Below are 21,329 nucleotides of genomic sequence, written 5' to 3'. Positions count from 1 at the left end.
GCGACGGTTGGGGCAGCTCCGACAGCTGGGGCAGCTCCGACAGCAACTGGGGCAGCTCGAGCGACTGGGGTGGCTGGGGCGGCTGGGGCAGCTCCGACAGCTGGGGCAGCTCCAGCAGCAGCTGGGGCAGCTCCGACAGCTGGGGGTAGCCGACCCGGGGCAGGCGGCACCGACGCTGCCCTGACCCCCGCGGCCACGAGGGGCCCCCGGTCAGATGGCCAAGGCCCGGACGCGGGTGCGGCAGACACACCTCAGGTCTGAGATCGCCGCACCCGCGCGCCCGGGGCCGGGCACAGGTCCAGCCCCTTCTGTGCCCTCGGGCGCGCACCGACCCACAGGCACCAAGACCCAACCCACCGAGTCAACCCAGAGACTCAACCCAGGAAGAGGAACCCATGCGACCACTGCTCCAAGGACCCGACCGGCAGGGGACGCCGGCCGGGACAGCCCTTCCGCCGCTGGGCGGCCCGACCCCGACACCGACCGCGCACCAGGGTGCCGCAGCCGCGATGCGGCCGCCCGGCCGTGCAGCCAGAACGGGACACGCCATGAAGATCGTGTGCGTCGGCGGTGGACCGGGCGCGTTGTACTTCGCGATCGCGGCCAAGCGCCGCGATGCCGGCCTTGACATCACCGTCATCGAACGCGACCCGCCGGGGGCGACCTACGGCTGGGGCGTGGGGTATGGGGACGACCTGCTCGACCACCTCTACCGCAACGACCCCGACAGCGCCCAGGCGGTGCGTGCGGCCTCGGCCCTGTGGCAGGACCAGGAGGTCCGCCGCGGGGAACAGACCGCGTATCTGGGCCGGTACGGCTACAGCATCGCCCGCGCCACCCTGCTCGACATCCTCACCCGACGCGCAACCGAGCTGGGGGTGGATGTCCAGCACCGCCGCAAGGTCGACGACCTGGACGAGCTCGCCGACGCCGACTTGATCGTCGCCTGTGACGGGGCCAACAGCCGGGTGCGCCAGTTGCACGGCGACCACTTCGGCACCCGCCTGGAAGTCGGCCGCAACCCCTACATATGGCTGGGCACCGACAAGGTGTTCCCCCGCTTCACCTTCGCCTTCGAACCGACCCCGGCCGGGTGGATCTGGTTCTACGCCTACCCCTCGAGCGCGGAAATCAGCACCTGCGTCGTCGAATGCGCCCCAGAGACCTGGCGGGGGCTGGGGCTCGATACGCCCGACACCGCCGACGGTGTGCGGTTGTTGGAAAAGATCTTCGCCTCCGCTCTGGACGGCCACGCGCTGCTTGGCCAGTCCCGGGGGGAACCGGCACGCTGGCAGCACTTCACCGAGGTACGCAACGCCACCTGGTGCCACGACAACGTGGTGCTGCTGGGGGATGCCGCCCACACCACCCACTACACCCTGGGCTCGGGCACCCGGCTGGCGCTGCTGGATGCGATCGAGCTCGCGCACAGCCTGTATACGGCGGCAGAGCTGCCTGCCGCTTTGCAGGCCTACGACAAGCACCGCCGGGCCGCGCTCCATCCCGTGCAGGCCGCGGCCCGCACGAGCATGGCCTGGTTCGAGCATCTCGACCATTACCTCGAGCAGGATCTGGTGGACTTCGCCTACGCGATGTCGGTACGCCAGGGTGCCCAGGCGCCGTGGCACTACCAGCTGCACAGGGCCACCCAGGTCCCGGTACTGCGCCGGGTACGACGGGAAGCCGGCAGGGGCCGGCGGAGGTATCTGGCGCTGCGGCGCGGGGAGACCGCCCTCGGCGCGGGCAGCGCCACCAGGAGGGCCACGACCACGGCAGCCCTGGCGGCACCGGCGGGGCACCAGCAGTGACGGCACCGGACAGGGCAGCCCCGGCACTCTGGACCACCGCACGTGTCGAGCCGTGATTCCTCGTTCCCTGGCGGTTTTTCGGCCGGGCCGGCTCGATGCAGAACCTCGAAGGCCACGAACCCCACTGCAGCGCTTTTCCTCATCCCTCGCGATGCGGCGGCTCCGGTGCACGGCGCAAATTCACCGATCCGTGTGCCGGGCCGAACCCTGCACCCCGAAAGGAAAAAACCCATGAGCACTTACCCACGCACACATCACCCGGCGCCCGCGGCGGCCGCACCTGCCCAGGGCTTTCCACCGAGACAGCCCAGGCCCGCACTCCGGTCCCGGTTCTGTACACCGCCCTCGCTGCCACCGCCGTCGTCTTGACCCCGATCGTCGCAACGGCACTGGCCGCGCCCCCGCCGGAGGGGGCGCGGCCAGTGCCGTTGCGACGATCGGGGCGCTGCCTGGCTCCTGCCCGACGTGCCCAGTCCCAGCGCGATCGCGCGGGTGATGACCACGACCGTCGAGACAGGCGACCCCTGGGAGCATTGCGCGCCGTCCAGCGCCCCGGTCACGGCAGCAGACGGGTCCGGCGGTTATCTGACCGCGGTGATCGGGACCCGTTCTCCGAGCGTAGACGGGTACGGGCAACCAATCTTTTTCTGGCGCGGCACGACGTTTGGGGGCTGGGGCCGCAGCGGCGAAAGCCTGGCCATGCAAGTCATCACTCCCGGAAAACCGGGTACATCCGAGCACTGCGCCCATTACGGACCCGATGGCGGATTGTGGAGTCCCTCCCTGCCCGCGGTCATGATCGAATACCGGGCGAACTCATGTAAGAAGCCGTTGTCCTTTCGATCGCTCGTACTCAGGATCGAAAGGACAACGGCTTCTGACCGCAAAGCGGCGGCGGCGTCCGGTCCGCGGACTGCGCCCGGCCCTCCACCGCCGCCGGCGTGCGCGGGTCGACAGGGAGCCGGTCGTGGCCCCCTGGGTCACAGGCCCAGGGCGATGGCCATACGGGTCAGTTCGGCGGTGTTGGTGATGTTGAGCTTGGCCCGGATACGGCGCAGGTAGGCGTCCACGGTGTGGGTGGAGAGGCCCATGTGGCGAGCGGTCTGGAGGTAGGTGCGGCCGGCGGCGATGTGCCGGAGCGTCTCACGCTCGCGCGGAGCCAGCGCGGGGGCGGGGGCTTCGGTGTGCGGAATGGCGAGGGTGGAGCTCATGGTGCTGTCCTCCGGCGAGGGATCTGACCGTTTAGGGCGATTTGCCCTGGTTTCTTCAGATTGCTCGCCGGACGTCATGGCCGTGTCCGCCGACTGTCACAGGCGCGTCACAGGAAGGGCGGAATGGTTTGAGAGGCCGTATTTCTATCGATCACGAGGATGGTTCTGATCGGACACGGTCCTGACAACGGCATTGGTGCTGGGGTGGGCCGCCGACGTCATCGACCGCCGGGCCGCCCGCCTGCGGGCACGGTTCCACAAGATCACGCCGGTGCGGGCCGGCGGCGGCTGCACCGGGCGTGTACGGGTTCGTATCCTGCCGGTGTGATGGCTGGTGCGCTGTGGCGCCCGACGGAGCTGCGGGACGGGGGGTGGAAGCAGCCGCTGATGGCGTCGGGGACGGCGGGGCGGCCCGGGTTGTGGCTGGTGCGGGCGGAGGCCTTCAGGCCGGTGGCGGCACGTCTGGCCTCTTCGGTCCTGGACGGGGCCGAGACGGAGCGTGCGGCGGCGCTGAGGGAGACCCGGGACAGGGACACGTATCTGAGCGGGCACGTGGCCATGCGCCTGCTGCTGGGTGCCCACCTCGGCGTCCCGCCCGTCGACGTCCCGCTGGAGCGGCTGCCGTGCCCGCAGTGCGGGGAGCCGCACGGGCGTCCTGCGGTGCGTGGCGATCCCGTGCATTTCTCGCTGTCCCACAGCGGGGGGCTGTGCCTGTTGGCCTTCGCGGCGACGCCGGTGGGCGTGGACGTCGAGACGGTCCCCGGCCTCGCGGTGGCCGATGAGGTCGGGGCCTGCTTGCATCCGCGGGAGAGCGCCGAGTTGAGCGAGCTGCGGACGGTGGACAGGCCGGCGGCTTTCGCTCGGGTCTGGGCGCGCAAGGAGGCCTATCTGAAAGGGCTGGGCACTGGGCTGGGACGCGCCATGTCACTGGACTACCTGGGAGCTCGCAGGAGCGCACCGGCCACTGTGCGGGGATGGACGATCAGGGATGTGGCCGTGGACGACGGATACGCCGCCGCGGTCGCGGTTCGGCGCCCAGGTGCCGTACTCAAGGGTCGTCGGCCTCGGTGACGACGGTGGCCGGTCCGGGCGCAGGCCATGGCGGGGAGCGAGCTGTTCGGTGTGGTCTGGCGGGCTGACGCACACCGTCCGCGCCGTGTCCTCAGCGGCGCTGCCGCTCTGGGCCACCGCCGGCGGCACGCAGCTCCCTGCCATCGACCTGCTGTCCCTCGCCGACGAAGGGCGCATCAAGGAGTTCCCCGTATGGTCTGGTCGCGGTCCGCACTTCGCCCCCGGCGGGGGTGTGGGCGGCAGCGTCTTCGAGTACGTCGTCCCCGTAGAGGTCCTGTACCCAGTTGGTGTGGTAAACGGTTTCGAGGTAGCGCTCGCCGAGGTCGGGGGAGATGGCCACGGCGGTCGGCTGCCGGCGGGGTGCCGACTGCTGGGCGAGCCAACGGGTGGCGCCGCTGACGACCGTGCCGGTGGAGCCTCCGAAGAGGAAGCCGCGGCGGGCCAGCTGGTGGCAGGTGCGGATGGTGTCGGCTTCGCTGACGTGTATCACCTCGTCCACGTAGGAGTCGTCCAGCAGCGGTGGGCGGACGCTCGTACCCAGGCCGGGGATCATGCGCCGGCCTGGAGTGTCCTTGAAGGTGACAGAGCCCTCGGTGTCGATGGCGACGATGTGCACCGGCCTGTGCCACTCGCGGAAGTAGCGTGCGCAGCCCATGAGCGTGCCCGTGGTACCGGCTCCGACGAAGAGAACGTCGAGGTCGGGGAAGCGGCGGGCGATGGCCGGGGCGGTGGTGCGGTAGTGGGCCATGTGGTTGTTGGGGTTGGTGTATTGGTTGAGCCACACGTACCGGTCGTCCGACGCACATAGTGCGCGGACGTGGTCGATGCGCGCGCCGAGCAGGCCACCCTGCCGGGCGGGCTCAGTGACGATGTGGACCTGACTGCCGAGCGCTTCCATGAGCAGCCGGGTGGGCAGGTTGCAGCGGGTGTCGGTCACGCACACGAACTCGTAGCCCTTGCTGGCCGCGATCATGCTCAGGGCTACCCCGAGGTTGCCGGAGGAGGACTCGACGAGGACCGCGCCGTCGGTGAGCAGACCGTCGCGTTCGGCGGCCTCGACCATGGCGGCGGCAGCCTTGAGCTTGATCGAGCCGGCGAAGTTGAAACCTTCACATTTGAGGAACAACCGGTGCCGGGTGATCGCCTCCAGGTCGATGTAGAGGTCATTCTCGTTGAATTCCTGAGGGGCGGATATGACCGGCACGGTTGCCTCCTGATCCGTGTGTGAACCATCTCCACCAGTACGCGGGATCACCCGTGGTTCCGTCATGCCACCGGAATTCGGGGCTTGACAACGGCCGGGCTCACGCGTAGCGGCACGGATTCCTGGGATTCGAGGAGGGGCCTGCAGCGGGCTCGGTGCCTTTCACCCGGGCTTGTCCCGGCGCCTACCGCCACCAATGCGTGGTGTCAAGTTACGAGATTCAGCGGCGTGACGAAGTCGTGCCGGCCGGGCGTACTGGTGGGGCGGGCGTCAGGAATCCGCCGCGAAAGGCTCTGGCGCCTTTGCGGTTGGGAGAAGCCCACTTCCACCACACCGACGACATCGGAGCTCACATGGCAGGGAACTCCCCCCGTACCTGGACGGCCGGCCCGCCCCGCCTCTCCACGTGCCCCGACGACAGCGAAGAGCCTGACGCCGGGACCGCCGGGTCGCCGGCCGCCACCGCACGGCTGCTGGCCGAGGTGCTGGCCGACGTCGTGCGCGTGGAACACGTGTCGGCCGACAGCCACTTCTTCGATGACCTGGGCGCGGATTCGATGGTGATGGCCCAGTTCTGTGCGCGGGTCAGGAAGCGGGCGGACCTGCCGCCCGTGTCGATGAAGGACGTCTACCGGCATTCCACGGTCGAGACTCTCGCCGCTGCGCTGACCGGGCCCGAAGCCACGGCCTTGGCATCCGCTGCCACCGGTGCGGCGACCGCGGGCACCGGATCCACGACCAGCGCGTCGACCCCCACGGTGCCTCCGACACCCGTATCCATGCCCCATCAGCCGTCCGTCCCGGCCTCCGGGCCGGTGCCGGCCACGAACGCCGCACAGACCTCGCACGGGGCCGCAGTACGAGCCGGCACGCGTCAGTACGTGCTGTGCGGACTGCTGCAGTTGCTGTTTTTCCTCGGGTACTGCTACCTGGCTGCCTTGGCAGCGACACGGGGCTACGCATGGATCGGCGACGGCTCCGCCCTCGCCGATCGCTACCTGCGTTCCGTGCTGGTCGGCAGTGCCGGATTCATCGGCCTGTGCACGGTGCCGATCCTGGCCAAATGGACGCTCATCGGCCGCTTCACCCCCCGTCAGTTCCCCGTGTGGAGCCTCACCTACCTGCGCTGGTGGATCGTCAAAACCCTGATCCGGACCAGCCCCGTCCGCCTGTTCACGGCGTCGCCGCTGTTCGTGCTGTATCTGCGTGCGCTGGGCGCGAAAATCGGTCACGATGTTGCGATCTTTTCCACACATATTCCTGTGTGTACGGATCTGCTCACCATCGGAGACGGGGCGGTCATACGAAAGGACTCTCTGTTCTCCTGTTACCGCGCCCATGCCGGCCTCATCCAGACCGGTCCGGTCACTCTCGGCAAGGACGTCGTCGTCGGTGAACAGACGGTCCTGGACATCCATACCTCCATGGGCGACGCGTCCCAGCTCGGTCATGCCTCGTCCCTGTACGCCGGGCAGGCCGTGCCCGCCGGGGAGCGTTGGCACGGTTCACCGGCCGAGCCCACCGGCACAGACTTCCGCAGTACGCACGCCGCCGACTGCTCCGCCACGACAAAGATCCGCTACGCCCTGGGGCAGCTGCTGGCCCTGCTGCTCGTGTATCTGCCCCTGGCCACGGGCGGCGCGGCCCTGCTGGTCGCCGCGGTACCGCAGCTGAAGGCCCCCCTCGATCCCGGGTCATGGCCGCACGCCGGCTCGGCGTTGTGTCTGGGGGCGCTGGCCGCTTCCTTCACACTGTTCTTCGGCGCCGCACTCGCCGGGCTTGCCCTCCAGGGCGTGGTGCCGCGCCTGCTCAACAGCGCGATCAAGCCGGACACGGTCTACCCGCTCTACGGCTTCCATTACGGTCTGCAGCGGGCGATCGCCCTTCTGACCAACCGGAAGTTCTTCACCACGATATTCGGGGACAGCTCCGCGATCGTTCACTACCTGCGCTACCTCGGCTACGACCTGTGCCATTTCACGCAGACCGGCTCGAATTTCGGCACGGAACTCAAGCACGACAGTCCGTTCCTTACCTCGGTGGGCAGCAACACGATGGTCGCCGACGGCCTGTCGGTCATCAACGCCGACTTCTCCAACACGTCGTTCCGCCTCTGCCGTGCCTCAATCGGAGCGCGAAGTTTCCTCGGGAACCGCATCGCCTATCCGGCACAGGCACGGATGGGCGACAACTGCCTGCTGGCCACGAAGGTCATGGTGCCCATCGACGGAGAGATACGGGAGGGCGTCGGTCTGCTGGGTTCGCCTCCTTTCACCATTCCGCGCACCGTGATGCGGGACGCCCGGTTGAACAACGTGGCGGGCGGCAGCGAACTGCGCCACCGCCTCGTCCGAAAGAACCGGCACAACGCCGTGACCGCGGTGCTGTATCTGCTGGCGCGGTGGTTCCACGTCTTCGTCGTCACCCTGCTGACGCTGGGAGCCGGAAGCCTCTACCCCTCCATGGGCGCATCGGCGATTGCCCTGTCCATGGTCGGTGGCCTCGTCTTCAGCGTCTGCTATTTCACCCTGATCGAGCGGGCCGCCACGGGATTCACGGTACAACGGCCGCTGACCTGCTCCATCTACGAGCCGTCCTTCTGGCGGCACGAACGCTTCTGGAAGATGGCGGCGGTCGATCACGCCCAGATGTTCAGCGGGACCCCGTTCAAGAACGTGGTTCTGCGGTTGCAGGGTGCCCGGATCGGCAAGCGGGTCTTCGACGACGGCTCCTTCTTCCCCGAACGGACGCTGGTGACGATCGGGGACGACTGCACCCTCAATGCGGGCACGGTGGTCCAGTGTCACTCGCAGGAGGACGGCGCCTTCAAGTCCGACCGCACCACGATCGGTGCCGACTGCACGCTCGGTGTCGGCGCATTCGTCCACTACGGCGTCGCCCTGGCCGACCACGTCGACCTGGCCTGCGACTCCTTCCTCATGAAGGGCGAACACGTCCCCTCGCAGGCCCGGTGGGGCGGAAACCCAGCCCGTCAGCTGCCCGACAACACCCTCCGCCCACCCGTCTCTCTGACAGGCCGCATCTGAGGCCGTGCCGCACGCACCCCGCCACATCAGACCACATCAGCACTCGAACGAAGGACAGATCCTGATGGCACTCGACACTCCCGCCGCCCGAGGCTTCTGGCACGGCATCCTGACGGAGTCCGGCGGCTGTACGCCCCTTCCGCACTGGACCCGCGAGCCGGTTGCCGGACTGGCCGAGCACCACGCACCGATCCCCCTCAGTGACGCGGCAGCCGTGCGCCGACTGGCGGACGACCTGGCCGTGCCGTTGAGTACCGTGCTGCTGGCGGCGCATGTCAAAGTGCTGGCCGCGCTGACCGGTGAAAGCGCCGCCACCATCGGCCTGTCCGGGCTCGCCCCTGGCCGGCCGCTGCCGTGCCGGCTGACGACGGCACCCCGTTCCTGGCGGGCCCTGCTGGTGCACACCCACGAGGCCGTCTCGCAGGTGCTCGTTCACCGGGACTACCCGGTCGACGACCTCAGGCGCGAACTCGGCCTTCCCGAGCCGTCGTATGAAACCGCACTTGATGCCACCGGCTTCGGCGACGCCCCCGCCGCAGACAGCAGCGCCCCGGCCACCGACGCAGTGCTGCGGATGGGCATTGCGCACCACGACGACGGCGGGCTCACGCTGCGGGCGCGCTACCGCACCGATGTCCTCGACGCCGACAGCGCGGCCCGCATCGTCGGCTACCACCTCACCGCGCTCGCCCTGATCGTCGCCGACCCGGCCGCGGAGCACGGCCGGCAGAGCCTGCTGTCCGCCGAGGAACGGCGCTTCCAGCTCGAAGGGCTCGCCGGGCCCCACCGCAGCCTGCCCGACGCCGGGGCCCATGAGCTGTTCGAGCAGCGCGTACGGCACGACCCGCACGCGGTCGCAGTGGTGCACCGCAACCGGCAGTGGACCTACCGGGAGCTCAATGCCCGTGCCAACCGGCTGGCCCGCGCCCTGCTGGCGCGAGGACTCGACCGCGAAGGCGTCGTCGCGGTGGTGATGGACAGAAACCTGGACTGGCCGGCCGCCGTGCTGGCCGTCTTCAAGGCCGGCGGCGTCTACCTGCCCATCGAGCCGCAGCTGCCTGCCGAACGCGTCAAGGCCATGCTCACCGCTTCGCGGTGCACGCTGGTGCTCACCGGACCGACCGCCCCCACCACCCTCCGAACGGCCCTCGCGTCCCTGCCCACCGTGCGGACGCTGCACACCGACACCGCCGACGAGGAGGGCCACGCCGACGACGACCTCGGTATCGCCGTGGCAGCCGACCAACTGGCCTACATCTACTTCACCTCCGGCTCCACCGGCAGGCCCAAAGGCGCCATGTGCGAACACGGGGGCATGCTCAACCACCTCCACGCCAAGATCGACGACCTGGAGGTCGCCGAAGGACAGGTGGTCGCCCAGACCGCGCCCCAGTGCTTCGACATCTCGCTGTGGCAACTGCTCGCCGCGCTCCTGGCCGGGGGACGGACCCTTCTGGTCGAGCAGAACGTGATCCTCGACGTCCGGCAGTTCGTCGACACCATCGCCCGCGAACGGGTCCGCGTCCTCCAGGTCGTTCCGTCGTACCTGGAAGTCGTCCTCACATACCTGGAGCAGCACCCGCGCGAACTGCCGGACCTGCGGTACGTGTCGGTCACCGGCGAGACGCTGAAGAGGGAACTCGCCCAGCGCTGGTTCGCCGCCCAGCCCCACGTCAAGCTGGTCAACGCCTACGGACTGACCGAGACCTCCGACGACACCAACCACGAGATCATGGACCGTGCACCGGACGGCGACCGGGTCCCGCTGGGCCGGCCGGTCAACAACGTGCACCTCTACGTCGTCGACGAGGGCCTGAACCCGGTGCCGCTCGGTGCGCCGGGCGCGATCGCCTTCTCGGGGATCTGCGTCGGCCGCGGCTATGTCAACGACCCCGAGCGCACCCGGCCCGCCTACCTGAGCGATCCCCACCGCCCAGGCCGGCGCCTCTACCTGAGCGGCGACTTCGGCCGCTGGCGGCCCGACGGCAAGCTGGAGTTCCTGGGCCGTCACGACACCCAGGTCAAGATCCGTGGCTTCCGCATCGAGACCGGCGAGATCGAGAACACCCTGCTGCAGGTGCCCGGCGTCCGCGACAGCGCCGTGCTGGTCGCCGAACGACCCGACCACAGCACACACCTGGTGGCCTTCTACACCTCCCCGCGCCCCCTGCACACCGACGTCCTGCTGGACCGGCTGAGCACCGTACTGCCCCCGTACATGGTCCCTTCGGCCGTCCACTGGTGCGCGGACCTCCCGCTGACCGCCAACGGCAAGGTAGACCGCAAAGCCCTGACGGCCCTGGCCACCCAGCTGCTTCATGCCGCGAAGGACGACGTCGAAGCGCCCGCTACACCCACCGAACGGCGGCTGGCCGCCGCATGGGCCGGCGCCCTCGACGTCCCGCAGGACCGGATCGGACGCCACGACCACTTCTTCGACCTGGGCGGCACCTCGCTGTCGGCCGTGAAACTCGCCATCAGCCTGGACCGCCTGGTGTCCCTGGCGGACATCACCCGCCACCCCGTCCTCACGGACCTGGCCCGGCTCCTGGAGGAGCAGGAGCTTGGCCGGCAGCCGTCAACCACGCGACAGGCTCCAGCCTGACCTCGTCCGACTTCCCCGACCCACGGAACATCCCCCCACCACGCAAAGGACACGAAAGATGTCACTCCCCACCTCCACCCTCCCCACGCCCGGGACGGAACTCGACATGCACCCCGGCAAACCCCCCGTCCTGCACACCAGCGTCCACGCCCGCGGGAACGCGCCCGGCTGGGCGGCCGAGCACCGCCACGCCGTCCGCAGCCTCGTCACCGAACACGGCGCGCTCCTCATCCGCGGCCTCGCTCTGCAGGAGGACGACCAGGCCGGGGCCGTCCTTTACCACCTGGCTCCCGGCCTGATGACCGAGAGGGAGGCCTTCGCGCCCCGCCGCACCCGCGCGCCGGGCCTCTACTCCTCCACCACCTGGCCGGCCAACCAGCCCATGTGCATGCACCACGAACTCAGCTACACCCACGCGCCCCCCAGCCTGCTGCTGCTGGCCTGCCTGGCTGCGCCCCGCACCGGCGGAGCCACCGCTCTCGCCGACGCCACCGCCGTCCTCGACGCGCTGCCGCCCGAGCTGGTCCAGCGGTTCGAAGAGGAGGGCTGGCTGCTCACGCGCACGTACCACGACGAGATCGGGGCCTCCTGGGCGGAGTCGTTCGGCACCGACGACAGGACTGCTGTCGAGGACTACTGCCGCGCCCACAGGATCGAGTTCCGCTGGCTGCCCGACGGAGGCCTGCACACCCGCCAGCGCCGCCGCGCCGTGGTGCGCCACCCGGTCTCCGGCCGACGCTGCTGGTTCAACCAGATCGCGTTCCTCAACGAGTGGACGATGGCCCCCGAGGTGCGGGAGTACCTCATCGACGTCCACGGCCCCGACCGACTGCCCTTCACCACGCGCTTCGGCAACGGCGATCCGATCGGCGAGGACGTCGTCCAGCTGATCAACACGGTGTACGAGAGGCACACCGTCCGCGAGCCGTGGCAGGACGGCGACCTGATGCTCGTCGACAACGTCCGCATGGCACACAACAGGGAGCCCTTCGAACCGCCGCGTGACGTCGTCGTCGCCATGGCCGAACCGCTGCACCTGGCCCCCTGCCCGCCGGCCTTCGACGAGAACGCCCGATGACCACGCCCCCCTTCCTGCGCCAAGGAGTCCGCACCATGCCCCAGTCCGCGATGCCCCAGCCGAGCACGACGCCACCGCAGGCCGCGGTGCCACCGTTCGCCGTGATCCCCGGTGCCCAGGTCCAGCACACGCTGCAGGGCCGAGAACGGCAGATCGTCGATCTCGTCGAGTCGACCTACCGGCTGCACGCAGCCGGGGACTCGGTCAATCCGCCGTCGTACTTCCTGCGCTTCCCCGACCGGCCGACGGCGCGGATCATCGCGCTGCCCGCGTCGATCGGCGGGCAGGTACGGGTGGACGGCCTGAAGTGGATCTCCAGCTTCCCCGACAACGTGTCCTCCGGCATCCCGCGAGCCTCGGCCGTGCTCATCCTCAACGACCACGACACCGGCTATCCGCTCGCCTGCCTGGAGAGCTCCATCATCAGCGCGAGCCGAACGGCCGCGATGGCCGCGTCGGCGGCCGACTGGCTCAGCCGCCACCGCCGACGCCCCACCCGCGTCGGATTCTTCGGAACCGGCCTGATCGCCCGCTACATCCACGCCTATCTGACCGCAACCGGCTGGAACTTCGACCAGATCGGCATCCACGACGTGTCCCCCGACCACGCTGCCGGCTTCCACAGCTACCTGGAACACACCGATGCGGCCCCACGGATCACGACGCACGACAGCCCGGAGCAGCTGATCCGCTCCAGCGACCTGGTGGTCTTCGCCACCATCGCCGGCCGGCCGCACGTCACCGACCCGGCATGGTTCGACCACAACCCCTTGGTGCTGCACATGTCGCTGCGCGACCTCGCCCCCGACATCGTGCTCGCATCGGCGAACATCGTCGACGACGTCGACCACTGCCTCAAGGCCGACACCTCACCACACCTGACCGAACAGCTCACCGGCAACAGGGACTTTCTCACCGGAACGCTGGACGACGTCATGACCGGCCGGGTGGCGCTCCCGGAGGACCGGCCCGTGGTCTTCTCGCCCTTCGGCCTCGGAGTCCTCGACCTCGCCGTCGGCAAACACGTGTACGACGAGGTGGCCCGCGCCGGGCATCTGCACGTCGTAGAGGACTTCTTCCATGAACTGAGCCGCTACGGATGAGCGGCCGGGCGGCCCGGCCCCCGCCGGTTCACGGAGGCAGGCCCGTCTGGTACCGAGGGGCCGGGCCGGGCAGGGTCTGACCCGGCCCGGGCCCGATGCCCTCGAGGAGGCGCTCGTCGCGTCTCTGTGCGGACCGGTCCGTCCTGGTCCACGTCCTGGTGCCGGTGGGCTGCACAGGGCGGCCGGGTCCGGTCCGTTGGTGTGTGTCCCTCGGACGCCGGCCGGCAGGACCGCGCGAGCGGGCTGCCGGGGAGGAGACCTTGCGTCGCCTGGGCGCGAGGCGGTTGGTCCGTGGCCGGGTGTGGCCGGTCTTCGACCGGCCTTTCAGGCTGGCTGGGACGGCTGATCGCGCTCGACCTGCTGGCCTTGGATGCTCATGCTCGCCCTGACCGGCCAGCCCGGCTCCGGGAAGTCCCGCCGTCTGCGGTTCCGCCTGTCTCCGCGGCCGCCCGGCTTATCACCACCGGCCGGCGCCGCATCCTCCGCCTCATCCGTCACTGGCCCTGGGACCAGCGAGATCACAGGCGCCTTCGAATGGCATGTTCTCCTGCCGAACTCCGGCTGACACGGCAGCTTTCCGTACCTGCGAACAACGCCACCCCGCCCGGAGCAGTGGAACCCGGCGACCACTCGACGTGTCACTCGGGTCCCCGACGTGCCCGCCATCAGCCGCAGAAAGCGAAACGGTCCACCGACTCCGTCGACGGACCGTCATGCAAGATCGAGGTTAGCTCGTACGTGGGTGGACAGATGAGGTTGTACGCCGACAACACTCCGCGCAACGGCTTTCAAGACGGACCCACGCAGTGGGCGACACCTGCCCCAGCCGTGCCTCACACGCAGCCCGGTGGGTTCGAGGGGCCTATGCAGCCCTCGCTTGGCGATTCCGCCGTGGCCTTCGTTGTCTGAGGCGTTGCCTCAGCACTCGTCACGCCCACCGCTCCGGCGAGCAGCGCAGCAACGAAGAACGCACCGACGAGGTGTCGGATGCGCTTCCGGGTACTTGTCATCATGATGATCTCCCTTGAATTTGGGCGTATTACTCACTGTTTGTCGGTTTAGTGCTCCAGCTTGGTACTGCAGCCGGACCACTGTCAACCACTATGTTTTCCCTGGTCAACGGCCTGGAGGTAGTGGGGGAGTGCAGTGGGGCGGGGGCGGTGACCCCAGCGTCGGGCCGCAGCCATGCCCGCCCGGCGATCAACAGTCGAAGACCACCGGCCCACCGCGACCAACTCGACTCCCGCCGCCCCAGGTGAAAAGGGGAGGCTAGAACTTGATCACCGACACCGAGGCCGAGCCGGAGTTGGCCGCGTAGGCCCGGCGTCCGTCCGGGGAGACCACCACCCACACCGGGTACCCGTCGACATGGATGGGGTTGCCCACGGTGCGGTTGGTGGTGGTGTCGATCACCGACACCGAATCCGAGCCGGCATTGGCCGTGTAGGCCCGGCGCCCGTCCCGGGAGACCGCCACCCCGACTGGCTTCTTGCCGACATGGATGGGGTTGCCCATGGTGCGGTTGGTGGTGGTGTCGATCACCGACACCGAATCCGAGCGGGCGTTGGCCACGTAGACCCGGCCTCCGTCCGGAGACACCGCCACCCCCTCCGGGGTGTGGCCGACATGGATGGGGTTGCCCATGGTGCGGTTGGTGGCGGTGTCGATCACCGACACCGAATCCGAGCCGGCATTGGCCACGTAGACCCGGCCTCCGTCCGGAGACACCGCCACCCCGTACGGCGTTTTGCCGACATGGATGGGGTTGCCCACGGTGCGGTCGGTGGCGGTGTCGATCACCGACACCGAATCCGAGCCGGCATTGGCCACGTAGACCCAGCGTCCGTCCGGAGACACCTTCACCCCGATTGGCTTCGTGCCTACATGGATGGGGTTGCCCATGGTGCGGTTGGTGGCAGTGCTGATCACCGACACCGAATCCGAGCCGAAGTTGGCCGTGTAGGCCAGGCCTCCGTCCGGGGACACCGCCACCTCGTACGGCTTGTCACCGACACCGATGGGGTTGCCCACGGTGCGGTTGGCTTCGGTGTCGATCACCGACACCGAAGCCGGGCCGAAGTAGTTGGTCGCGTAGGCCCGGCGTCCGTCCGGGGACACCGCCACCCCGCCCGGGGATTTGCCGACCTGGATCGAGGACACGGACGGTGCGGTGGGACCCGAGGAACGGGACTGTGCCAGGTAGATGACGCCGCCCGTCGCGGCAAGCGCCACCAGCGCCACCACCGCAATGAGCTTGGTCCGTCGGTTTCCGGGCCGCGGCGGGCGGGGCCGCAGCCGGGCCTCGTGCCCTTTGTGCGGCAGTGGTTCCAGGGGCGGGCCGTTCGGCTCCTCCGGCTCGGCCGGCGACAGGATCACGGTCGGCGGGGCCGATTCCTGGGGGCGCGACGGCTTCGAGGCGGGGGGCCGCTCGGGCGGCGGCACCTCCGGTGAGGGAGCCGGTTGCTGCAAAGGGGACGCGTGGGGCTGGCCGGCGATGGAGGCGAGCCGCCGGGCGGCCTCCTCACCGTCCATCCTGTCCGCGGGGTCCTTGGCCAGCAGCCCGATGAGGACCGGGGTCAGCTCCGTCGCCTGGCGCGGCAGGCTCGGGGACTCGAACAGCAGGGCGCTCAGAGTGGCGAGGGCGGTGTCGCGGTCGAAGGGACCGGCCCCCTCGAGGGCGTAGTACAGGGTGGCCCCGAGCGAGAACAGGTCGGCGGCAGGGGTGGGCGGCTGACTGTTGGCCCGCTCCGGGGCCATGAAGCGCGGCGTCCCGAGGACCTCCATGGTGGCGGTCAGGCGGTCCTCCCCGGAGCTCGGCTCCAGCGCGATGCCGTAGTCGGTGAGCATCACCTGGCCGCCGCCCTCCGTCGGATAGGAGGGCTGGGGCCCCGGATGGGTCAGCAGGATGTTGGCCGGTTTGACGTCCCGGTGCAGGACACCGAGCCGGTGTCCCTCCAGCAGGGCGTCGAGGACCGCCAGACCGATCCGGGCGACTTCGCCGGGCGGCAGCGGCCCCTGCTCGCGCACCACCGCCTCCAGATCCATGGCATCGGGCACGAACTCCATGACGATCCACGGCAGGTCGCCCTCCTCCACGATGTCGTGCACGGTGACGACATGCGGATGGTTGCGCAGCCGGGCGGCGTGCCGGGCCTCGCCGCGGGCCCTCGCGACCCGGCAGCGCACCTCGCATTCGGGGACGTCCGGCGGCAGAACGATCTCCTTGAGCGCGACCTCGCACGCCAGTTCCTGGTCGTACGCCAGCCACACACGTCCCATGCCACCGGTACCGAGCCGACGCAGAAGCCGGTAACGTCCGATGATCACGCGCCCGGCGGCCTCTTGCGCTCCTGACATGGCGCTCCTCTTCCAGGACGGCCAGCAGGGGTTCCTCGGCGGCCGCTGAAGAGTCTCTCTCCACGTATTGCATATCGCTCGAAGAACGGCAAGTCACCCAGAACGGGTGTAACCCGCGTAGGTTCCGCGCGGCGGTGTCGGGATCAGGAGCGGGAAAGCGCGAGCGCCGAGAAATGGTCATTACGCGTAATGCCTGATCACGGGATGTGATCGGTTTCCAGGTGGATATCTCGGGTCCGGGCGGGGGAGATTTCCGGATGGCCGTTGCGGTGGCGGGTTCTCCAAGGTTCTTCACGGCGCGGGCAGGCAGGGTGCGGGGTCGGTCGTGCCCCAGCGGCCGGGTCGGGACGCCTCGATGCGACCGCGGAGACCGACGTGGAGGGCCGGCTCCGCATCGGCGACGACGGCTACTTCTCCACCATCGACCGCAAGAGGACCTCGTCATCTGTGGCGGCTTCAACGTCTACCCGTGGGAGATCGAGGCGGTTATTTCGAGAGCCCCATGCGTTGGGCCGTCTGTACGTAGGTGCGCCCGGCGGCGATGTGCTGCAGCGCCTCCCGTTCACGTGGGGCCAGCGCAGCCGGCCCGCACGAAGGCAGAGGCGGGGGCTTTGGCGCACAGGGCGGGTGCGAGGCTCATGGCGGCTTTCCTTCGGCGCATCGGTCCGGTCGTCCCGGCTCGCATCTTCGAGTTACACGGATGCCGAAATGTGGTTATTTGTTCCTAACTGACACGGGCAGGTCCAGGCCGGTTCTATGCCGTCGCCTATTTCCTGAAATTTTCGTTGTCTGCCCATTTCGGTGACGTACAGAACCACCCTCGGCACCCGGCCCCGCACACAGCGCACCGCCCACCGCGGGCGGTCCGCGCCCCCCGCCTGGCCCGGGCACCTCACCGAGCACCGTGCTGGTGCTTCCTGCCCCGCAGGATCATGCTTGTAGGTAGGGCCCTGGCCGCGGAGGTTCCCCCGGGAACAGCGGTCGAGGAACGAGCGAGGCGAGATGAGCGCCGATGGAGCACCTTCCTACTCCTCCTGGTGAACGGCCGGGCGAGGCGGAGGCCCCGCTCGAGCCTCCCCGCACCGCCACCGTCACGGCCACGGCCACCGTCGACGAACACGGCATCGTGACGGGGTGGGACGAGGGCGCCCGGCGCCTGCTCGGCTACGAGCCCTCACAGATCATCGGCCGCCCTGCCACCCGCCTGCTCGCCGACGACGCCGGCGAGGCCGCCCGCCGGGCGGCCGGGCACCAGGCGGCCGGCGAGGACCGGTGGAACGGCACCGTAGTGCTGCGCCACCGGGACGGCGGCCGCCTCGAACAGCACCTGCTCGCCCACCGCCGCACCCCCACCGGCGGTGCGGCCACCGAGTGGCTCCTTCTCTGCGCCGTGACCAGCCCGCCGCCACGTCCCGAAAACTGCCCACAAGACACACCGGGCGAGCGGGGGCAGGAGGAGGAGCCGGGCGCGCCGAGGGAGCTGAAGGAGTGGGCGTTCGCGCAGTCCCCGTGCACCCTGGCCGTCTTCGGCACGGATCTGCGGCTCATCGCGGCGAACACCGGGATGGAGCGCGCCCTCTCGCTCACCGAGGCCGAGATGCGTGGGCTGCGCCTGGTGGACATCGCGCCGCACCCCGTGGGCGAGGAGATCCAGGCGCGGATGCGCCGGGTGCTCCAGGACGGCCAGCCGCAGTGGACCGAGGCCTTCCTCCCCGCCGCCCACGCCGGACGCGCTGACGGCCCAGAAAGCGGCCGGCCAGTGTCGCTCACCGCGCTGCGCGACGGAGCGGGCCGGCTGCGGGGCGTGTGCCTGACCGCGTACCAGGGGCACGCGGAGAGGGAGCGGATGCTGCTGAACGAGGCCGGCACCCGTATCGGCACCACCTTGGACATCGCCCGTACAGCCCAGGAACTCACCGACGTCGCCGTCCCCCGCCTTGCGGACTTCGCCGCCGTCGACCTGCTCCCTGCGCGCGGTGGGGAAGCGGGCGCCACCGCCCTGGCCGGGCCGATCACCATGCGCCGCGCCGCCGTGCGCTCGGTCCTGGAAGGAAACCCCGAGTCCCCGGTCGCCGTCGGCGAGTCCAGCACCTACCCGGCGCTGTCCCCGGTGGCCGAATGCCTGGCAAAGGACCGCGGGGCGCTCTACGAGATGACCGGCCCTGCCCTTGCCCGGTGGGCCGGTCAGGACCCAGGTGCGGCCCGGCTCCGCGAGTGGGGCACACACTCGCTCATGGTGGTGCCGCTGCGCGCCCGAGGCACCACCCTGGGCGCCGCCCTCTTCAGCCGCCACCACAACCCCGCCCCCTTCACCCCCCAGGACCTGCAGCTGGCAGAGGAGGTCACCGCCCGGGCCGCCCTGAGCATCCACAATGCCCGGCGCCACACCCCCGAACGCACCAGCGCCATGACCCTGCAGCGCAGCCTGCTCCCGCGGGTCCTGCCCGAGCAGGCCGCCCTCGAGATCGCCTCCCGCTACCTGCCCGCCGACCCCCTGGCCGGCGTCGGCGGCGACTGGTTCGATGTGATCCCGCTGTCAGGCGCACGCGTCGCCCTCGTCGTCGGGGACGTCGTCGGCCACGGCATCCGCGCCTCGGCCACCATGGGCCGGCTGCGCACCGCGGTACGCACCCTGGCCGACGTCGACCTGCCGCCCGACGAACTGCTCACCCACCTCGACGACCTCGTCATCCACCTCTCCGCCGATGAAGCCACCCCCGAAGGCGTCCCCGAAGGCGCCGGCGGCATCGGCGTCACTTGCCTCTACGCCGTCTACGACCCCGTCACCCGCCGCTGCACCCTCGCCCGGGCCGGCCACCCCCCGCCCGCCGTCGTCACTCCCGACGCCGCCTACCTCCTCGACGTTCCCGCCGGCCCCCCGCTCGGCCTGGGCGGCCTGCCGTTCGAGGCCACCGAGACCGAACTACCCGAAGGCAGCCTGCTCGCCCTTTACACCGACGGCCTCCTCGAACGCCGAGACCACGACATCGACGAAGCCTTCGACAAGATGTTCGCCGGTCTCGTCCGCCCCGCCCACACCCTCGACACCGTCTGCGACCACGTCCTCACCGCCACCCTCACCCACCGCCCCGACGACGACATCGTCCTGCTCATCGCCCGCACCCGCGCCCTCAGCGCCGACCGCGTCGCCGCCTGGGACCTGCAACCCCACCCCGCCGTCGTCGCCCGCGTCCGCCAAAATGCCATCGCCCAGCTCTCCACGTGGGGACTGACCCAGGCCGGCTTCATCACCGAACTCATCGTCAGCGAACTCGTCACCAACGCTATCCGCTACGGCAAACCCCCCGTCCAGTTCCGCATGATCCACCACAACACCACCCTCATCTGCGAAGTCTCCGACACCAGCAGCACCACCCCCCACATGCGCCGCGCCCGCTTCTACGACGAAGGCGGACGCGGCCTCCTTCTCGTCGCCCAACTCGCCGACCGCTGGGGCACCCGCCATACCCCCACCGGCAAGACCATCTGGGCCGAACAAATCGTCACACCTGACAGTGAGTGAAGTTCCCCCGCTGAGTCCCGGGGGAAGCAGTCCCAGGTAGCGAGCAAGAAGAGCAACACGAGCAAGCAGTACACGGCCGAGTCCAAACGAGACGCGGTCGCGCTGGTCCAACGTTGGGGAAGACGGTCACCGAGGTCGCCCGGGAGATCGGAGTGAGCCCGGAGGGACTGCGTAACTGCGTGAACCAGGGCAAGGCCGACCGCGGTCAGGGCCAACTTCGCGAACGACGCCCGAGGTGCATCGTCTTCCACGTCCTCGGCGAGCTGAGCGCCTGGGTCGTCGTAGCAGCATCCAGCGTGTGCGGCACCTGTCGCAACGGTCGATCCTGGAAGGGATCGGCCAGGAGAGGGCTGCCATGCTCGACCCGTCCCGCTCACTCTGTGCCGGCGTGCTTGAAGGCCTGCCTGTGGAGCGGCCTCGTGCAACCATCCGCGCGGACCGGTGCGAGTCGGTGACACCCCAGGGGCTGCTGGGAGGGCTCAACGCATGGCGGTGTCCCCGTGGAGAAGGGCTTCCCCCAGAGGACTCAGGGTGTGCAGGACGGCGCTGCCATTGCGCGTGGTGGTCAGGAGGCCGGCGTGGCGCAGGACGGTGGTGTGCTGGCTGGCGGAGGGCAGGGAGATGCCGACGCGGTCGGCGAACTGTGGTGGTGGTGCCCGGGTGGCGTGCAGCGGCAAGGACGGCCGCGCGAGTGCGGCCGAGTAGGGGGCCGAGGGCGTCCGCGCCCTTGGCAGCCGGTTCCCCGGCGTGCATGGGGTACATCAGCACGGTGGGTTCCTCGGGCCGGTACATCAGCGCGCCGGAGCTGTTGCAGTCCCAGATCTGGAGGCGCGGGAACCATTCGTCATCGCCGCGGAACCGATATGGGTAGGGTCTTGGATGTGCAGCTCCGCTACAACTACCGGGCCTACCCGGACGCCGCACAGCGCCGTGCGCTGGCCAGTGCGTTCGGGTGTGCCCGCGTGGTGTGGAACGACTGCCTGCGCGACCGGAAGGAAGCGCACGCGGCAGGACTGCCGTACGTGAAGTCGGCCGAGCTGTCCCGGCTTCGCATCACCCAGGCCAAACGCACCGAGGAACGCGCCTGGCTCGCCGACGTCTCAGCGGTCGTCCTGCAACAGTCCCTGCGGGATCTGGATGCCGCCTACAAGAACTTCTTCGACTCGGTCAAGGGCAAGCGGCAGGGCCGCAGGGTGGGGCCACCCCGGTACAAGTCGAAGAAGGACACCCGGCAGTCGATCCGCTTCAACACCAACGCCTTCTGCCTCCACAGCGACGGCACGGTGTACGTGGCCAAGGTCGGCAACCTCAAGGTCAAGTGG

At 69.7% G+C, this 21,329-nt stretch carries 11 protein-coding genes and 1 pseudogene; 9 read left to right on the top strand and 3 right to left on the bottom strand.

Annotation, left to right across the window (positions count from 1 at the left end; all coding sequences use genetic code 11):
• The first annotated feature begins 548 nt into the window (after window positions 1-548).
• Window positions 549-1,808 (top strand): FAD-dependent monooxygenase, encoded by a 1,260-nt coding sequence (locus tag IE318_RS41000; protein WP_189907966.1) that lies wholly within the window; start codon window positions 549-551, stop codon window positions 1,806-1,808.
• A gap of 980 nt (window positions 1,809-2,788) precedes the next feature.
• Here the strand turns inward: IE318_RS41000 and IE318_RS40995 are convergent.
• Window positions 2,789-3,019, bottom strand: coding sequence for a response regulator transcription factor (locus IE318_RS40995; RefSeq protein ID WP_189907965.1), 231 nt, complete (start codon window positions 3,017-3,019; stop codon window positions 2,789-2,791).
• 327 nt (window positions 3,020-3,346) lie between these two features.
• Between IE318_RS40995 and IE318_RS40990 the strand changes: the two genes are divergently transcribed.
• Window positions 3,347-4,090: a 4'-phosphopantetheinyl transferase family protein gene (locus tag IE318_RS40990; protein WP_229904103.1), complete on the top strand. Its 744-nt coding sequence runs from the start codon at window positions 3,347-3,349 to the stop codon at window positions 4,088-4,090.
• A gap of 91 nt (window positions 4,091-4,181) precedes the next feature.
• Here IE318_RS40990 and sbnA read toward each other — a convergent pair whose 3' ends face one another.
• Window positions 4,182-5,294 (bottom strand): 2,3-diaminopropionate biosynthesis protein SbnA, encoded by a 1,113-nt coding sequence (gene sbnA, locus IE318_RS40985; protein ID WP_189907964.1) that lies wholly within the window; start codon window positions 5,292-5,294, stop codon window positions 4,182-4,184.
• A gap of 353 nt (window positions 5,295-5,647) precedes the next feature.
• Between sbnA and IE318_RS40980 the strand changes: the two genes are divergently transcribed.
• The 5 genes and pseudogenes from IE318_RS40980 to IE318_RS45750 all read left to right on the top strand — a co-directional run.
• Window positions 5,648-8,341 carry a Pls/PosA family non-ribosomal peptide synthetase gene (locus IE318_RS40980; protein ID WP_189907963.1) on the top strand — a complete coding sequence of 898 codons (2,694 nt, stop codon included), beginning with the start codon at window positions 5,648-5,650 and terminating at the stop codon, window positions 8,339-8,341.
• Window positions 8,342-8,405: 64 nt separating this feature from the next.
• Window positions 8,406-10,946: a non-ribosomal peptide synthetase gene (locus IE318_RS40975; RefSeq protein WP_189907962.1), complete on the top strand. Its 2,541-nt coding sequence runs from the start codon at window positions 8,406-8,408 to the stop codon at window positions 10,944-10,946.
• A 58-nt stretch (window positions 10,947-11,004) separates the two neighbouring features.
• Window positions 11,005-12,024, top strand: a complete 1,020-nt coding sequence (locus IE318_RS40970) for a TauD/TfdA family dioxygenase (protein ID WP_189907961.1) — start codon at window positions 11,005-11,007, stop codon at window positions 12,022-12,024.
• Window positions 12,025-12,059: 35 nt separating this feature from the next.
• A complete protein-coding gene (gene sbnB, locus IE318_RS40965) occupies window positions 12,060-13,127 on the top strand; it encodes a 2,3-diaminopropionate biosynthesis protein SbnB (protein WP_189907960.1) in 1,068 nt (355 codons plus the stop codon).
• Window positions 13,128-13,472: 345 nt separating this feature from the next.
• Window positions 13,473-13,692, top strand: a pseudogene (locus IE318_RS45750) (IS1380 family transposase); the annotation flags it as partial.
• Window positions 13,693-14,396: 704 nt separating this feature from the next.
• On the opposite strand, the gene IE318_RS40960 reads toward IE318_RS45750, so the two are convergent.
• Complete coding sequence (locus IE318_RS40960; protein ID WP_189907959.1) at window positions 14,397-16,484, bottom strand: serine/threonine-protein kinase; 2,088 nt, start codon at window positions 16,482-16,484, stop codon at window positions 14,397-14,399.
• Between the two features lie 1,012 nt (window positions 16,485-17,496).
• On the opposite strand from IE318_RS40960, the gene IE318_RS40955 reads away from it, so the two are divergent.
• Both IE318_RS40955 and IE318_RS40945 read left to right on the top strand, forming a co-directional pair.
• Entirely contained in the window at window positions 17,497-20,007 is a 2,511-nt protein-coding gene (locus tag IE318_RS40955; protein WP_189907958.1) for a SpoIIE family protein phosphatase, read from the top strand.
• Between the two features lie 881 nt (window positions 20,008-20,888).
• Window positions 20,889-21,329 (top strand): RNA-guided endonuclease InsQ/TnpB family protein (locus tag IE318_RS40945; RefSeq protein ID WP_189907978.1); only part of this gene is annotated, 441 nt, incomplete at its 3' end.

Source organism: Streptomyces spiralis (genome assembly GCF_014654675.1).
GTDB classification, from domain to species: domain Bacteria; phylum Actinomycetota; class Actinomycetes; order Streptomycetales; family Streptomycetaceae; genus Streptomyces; species Streptomyces spiralis.
This window is presented reverse-complemented; position numbering and strand designations above follow the sequence as displayed.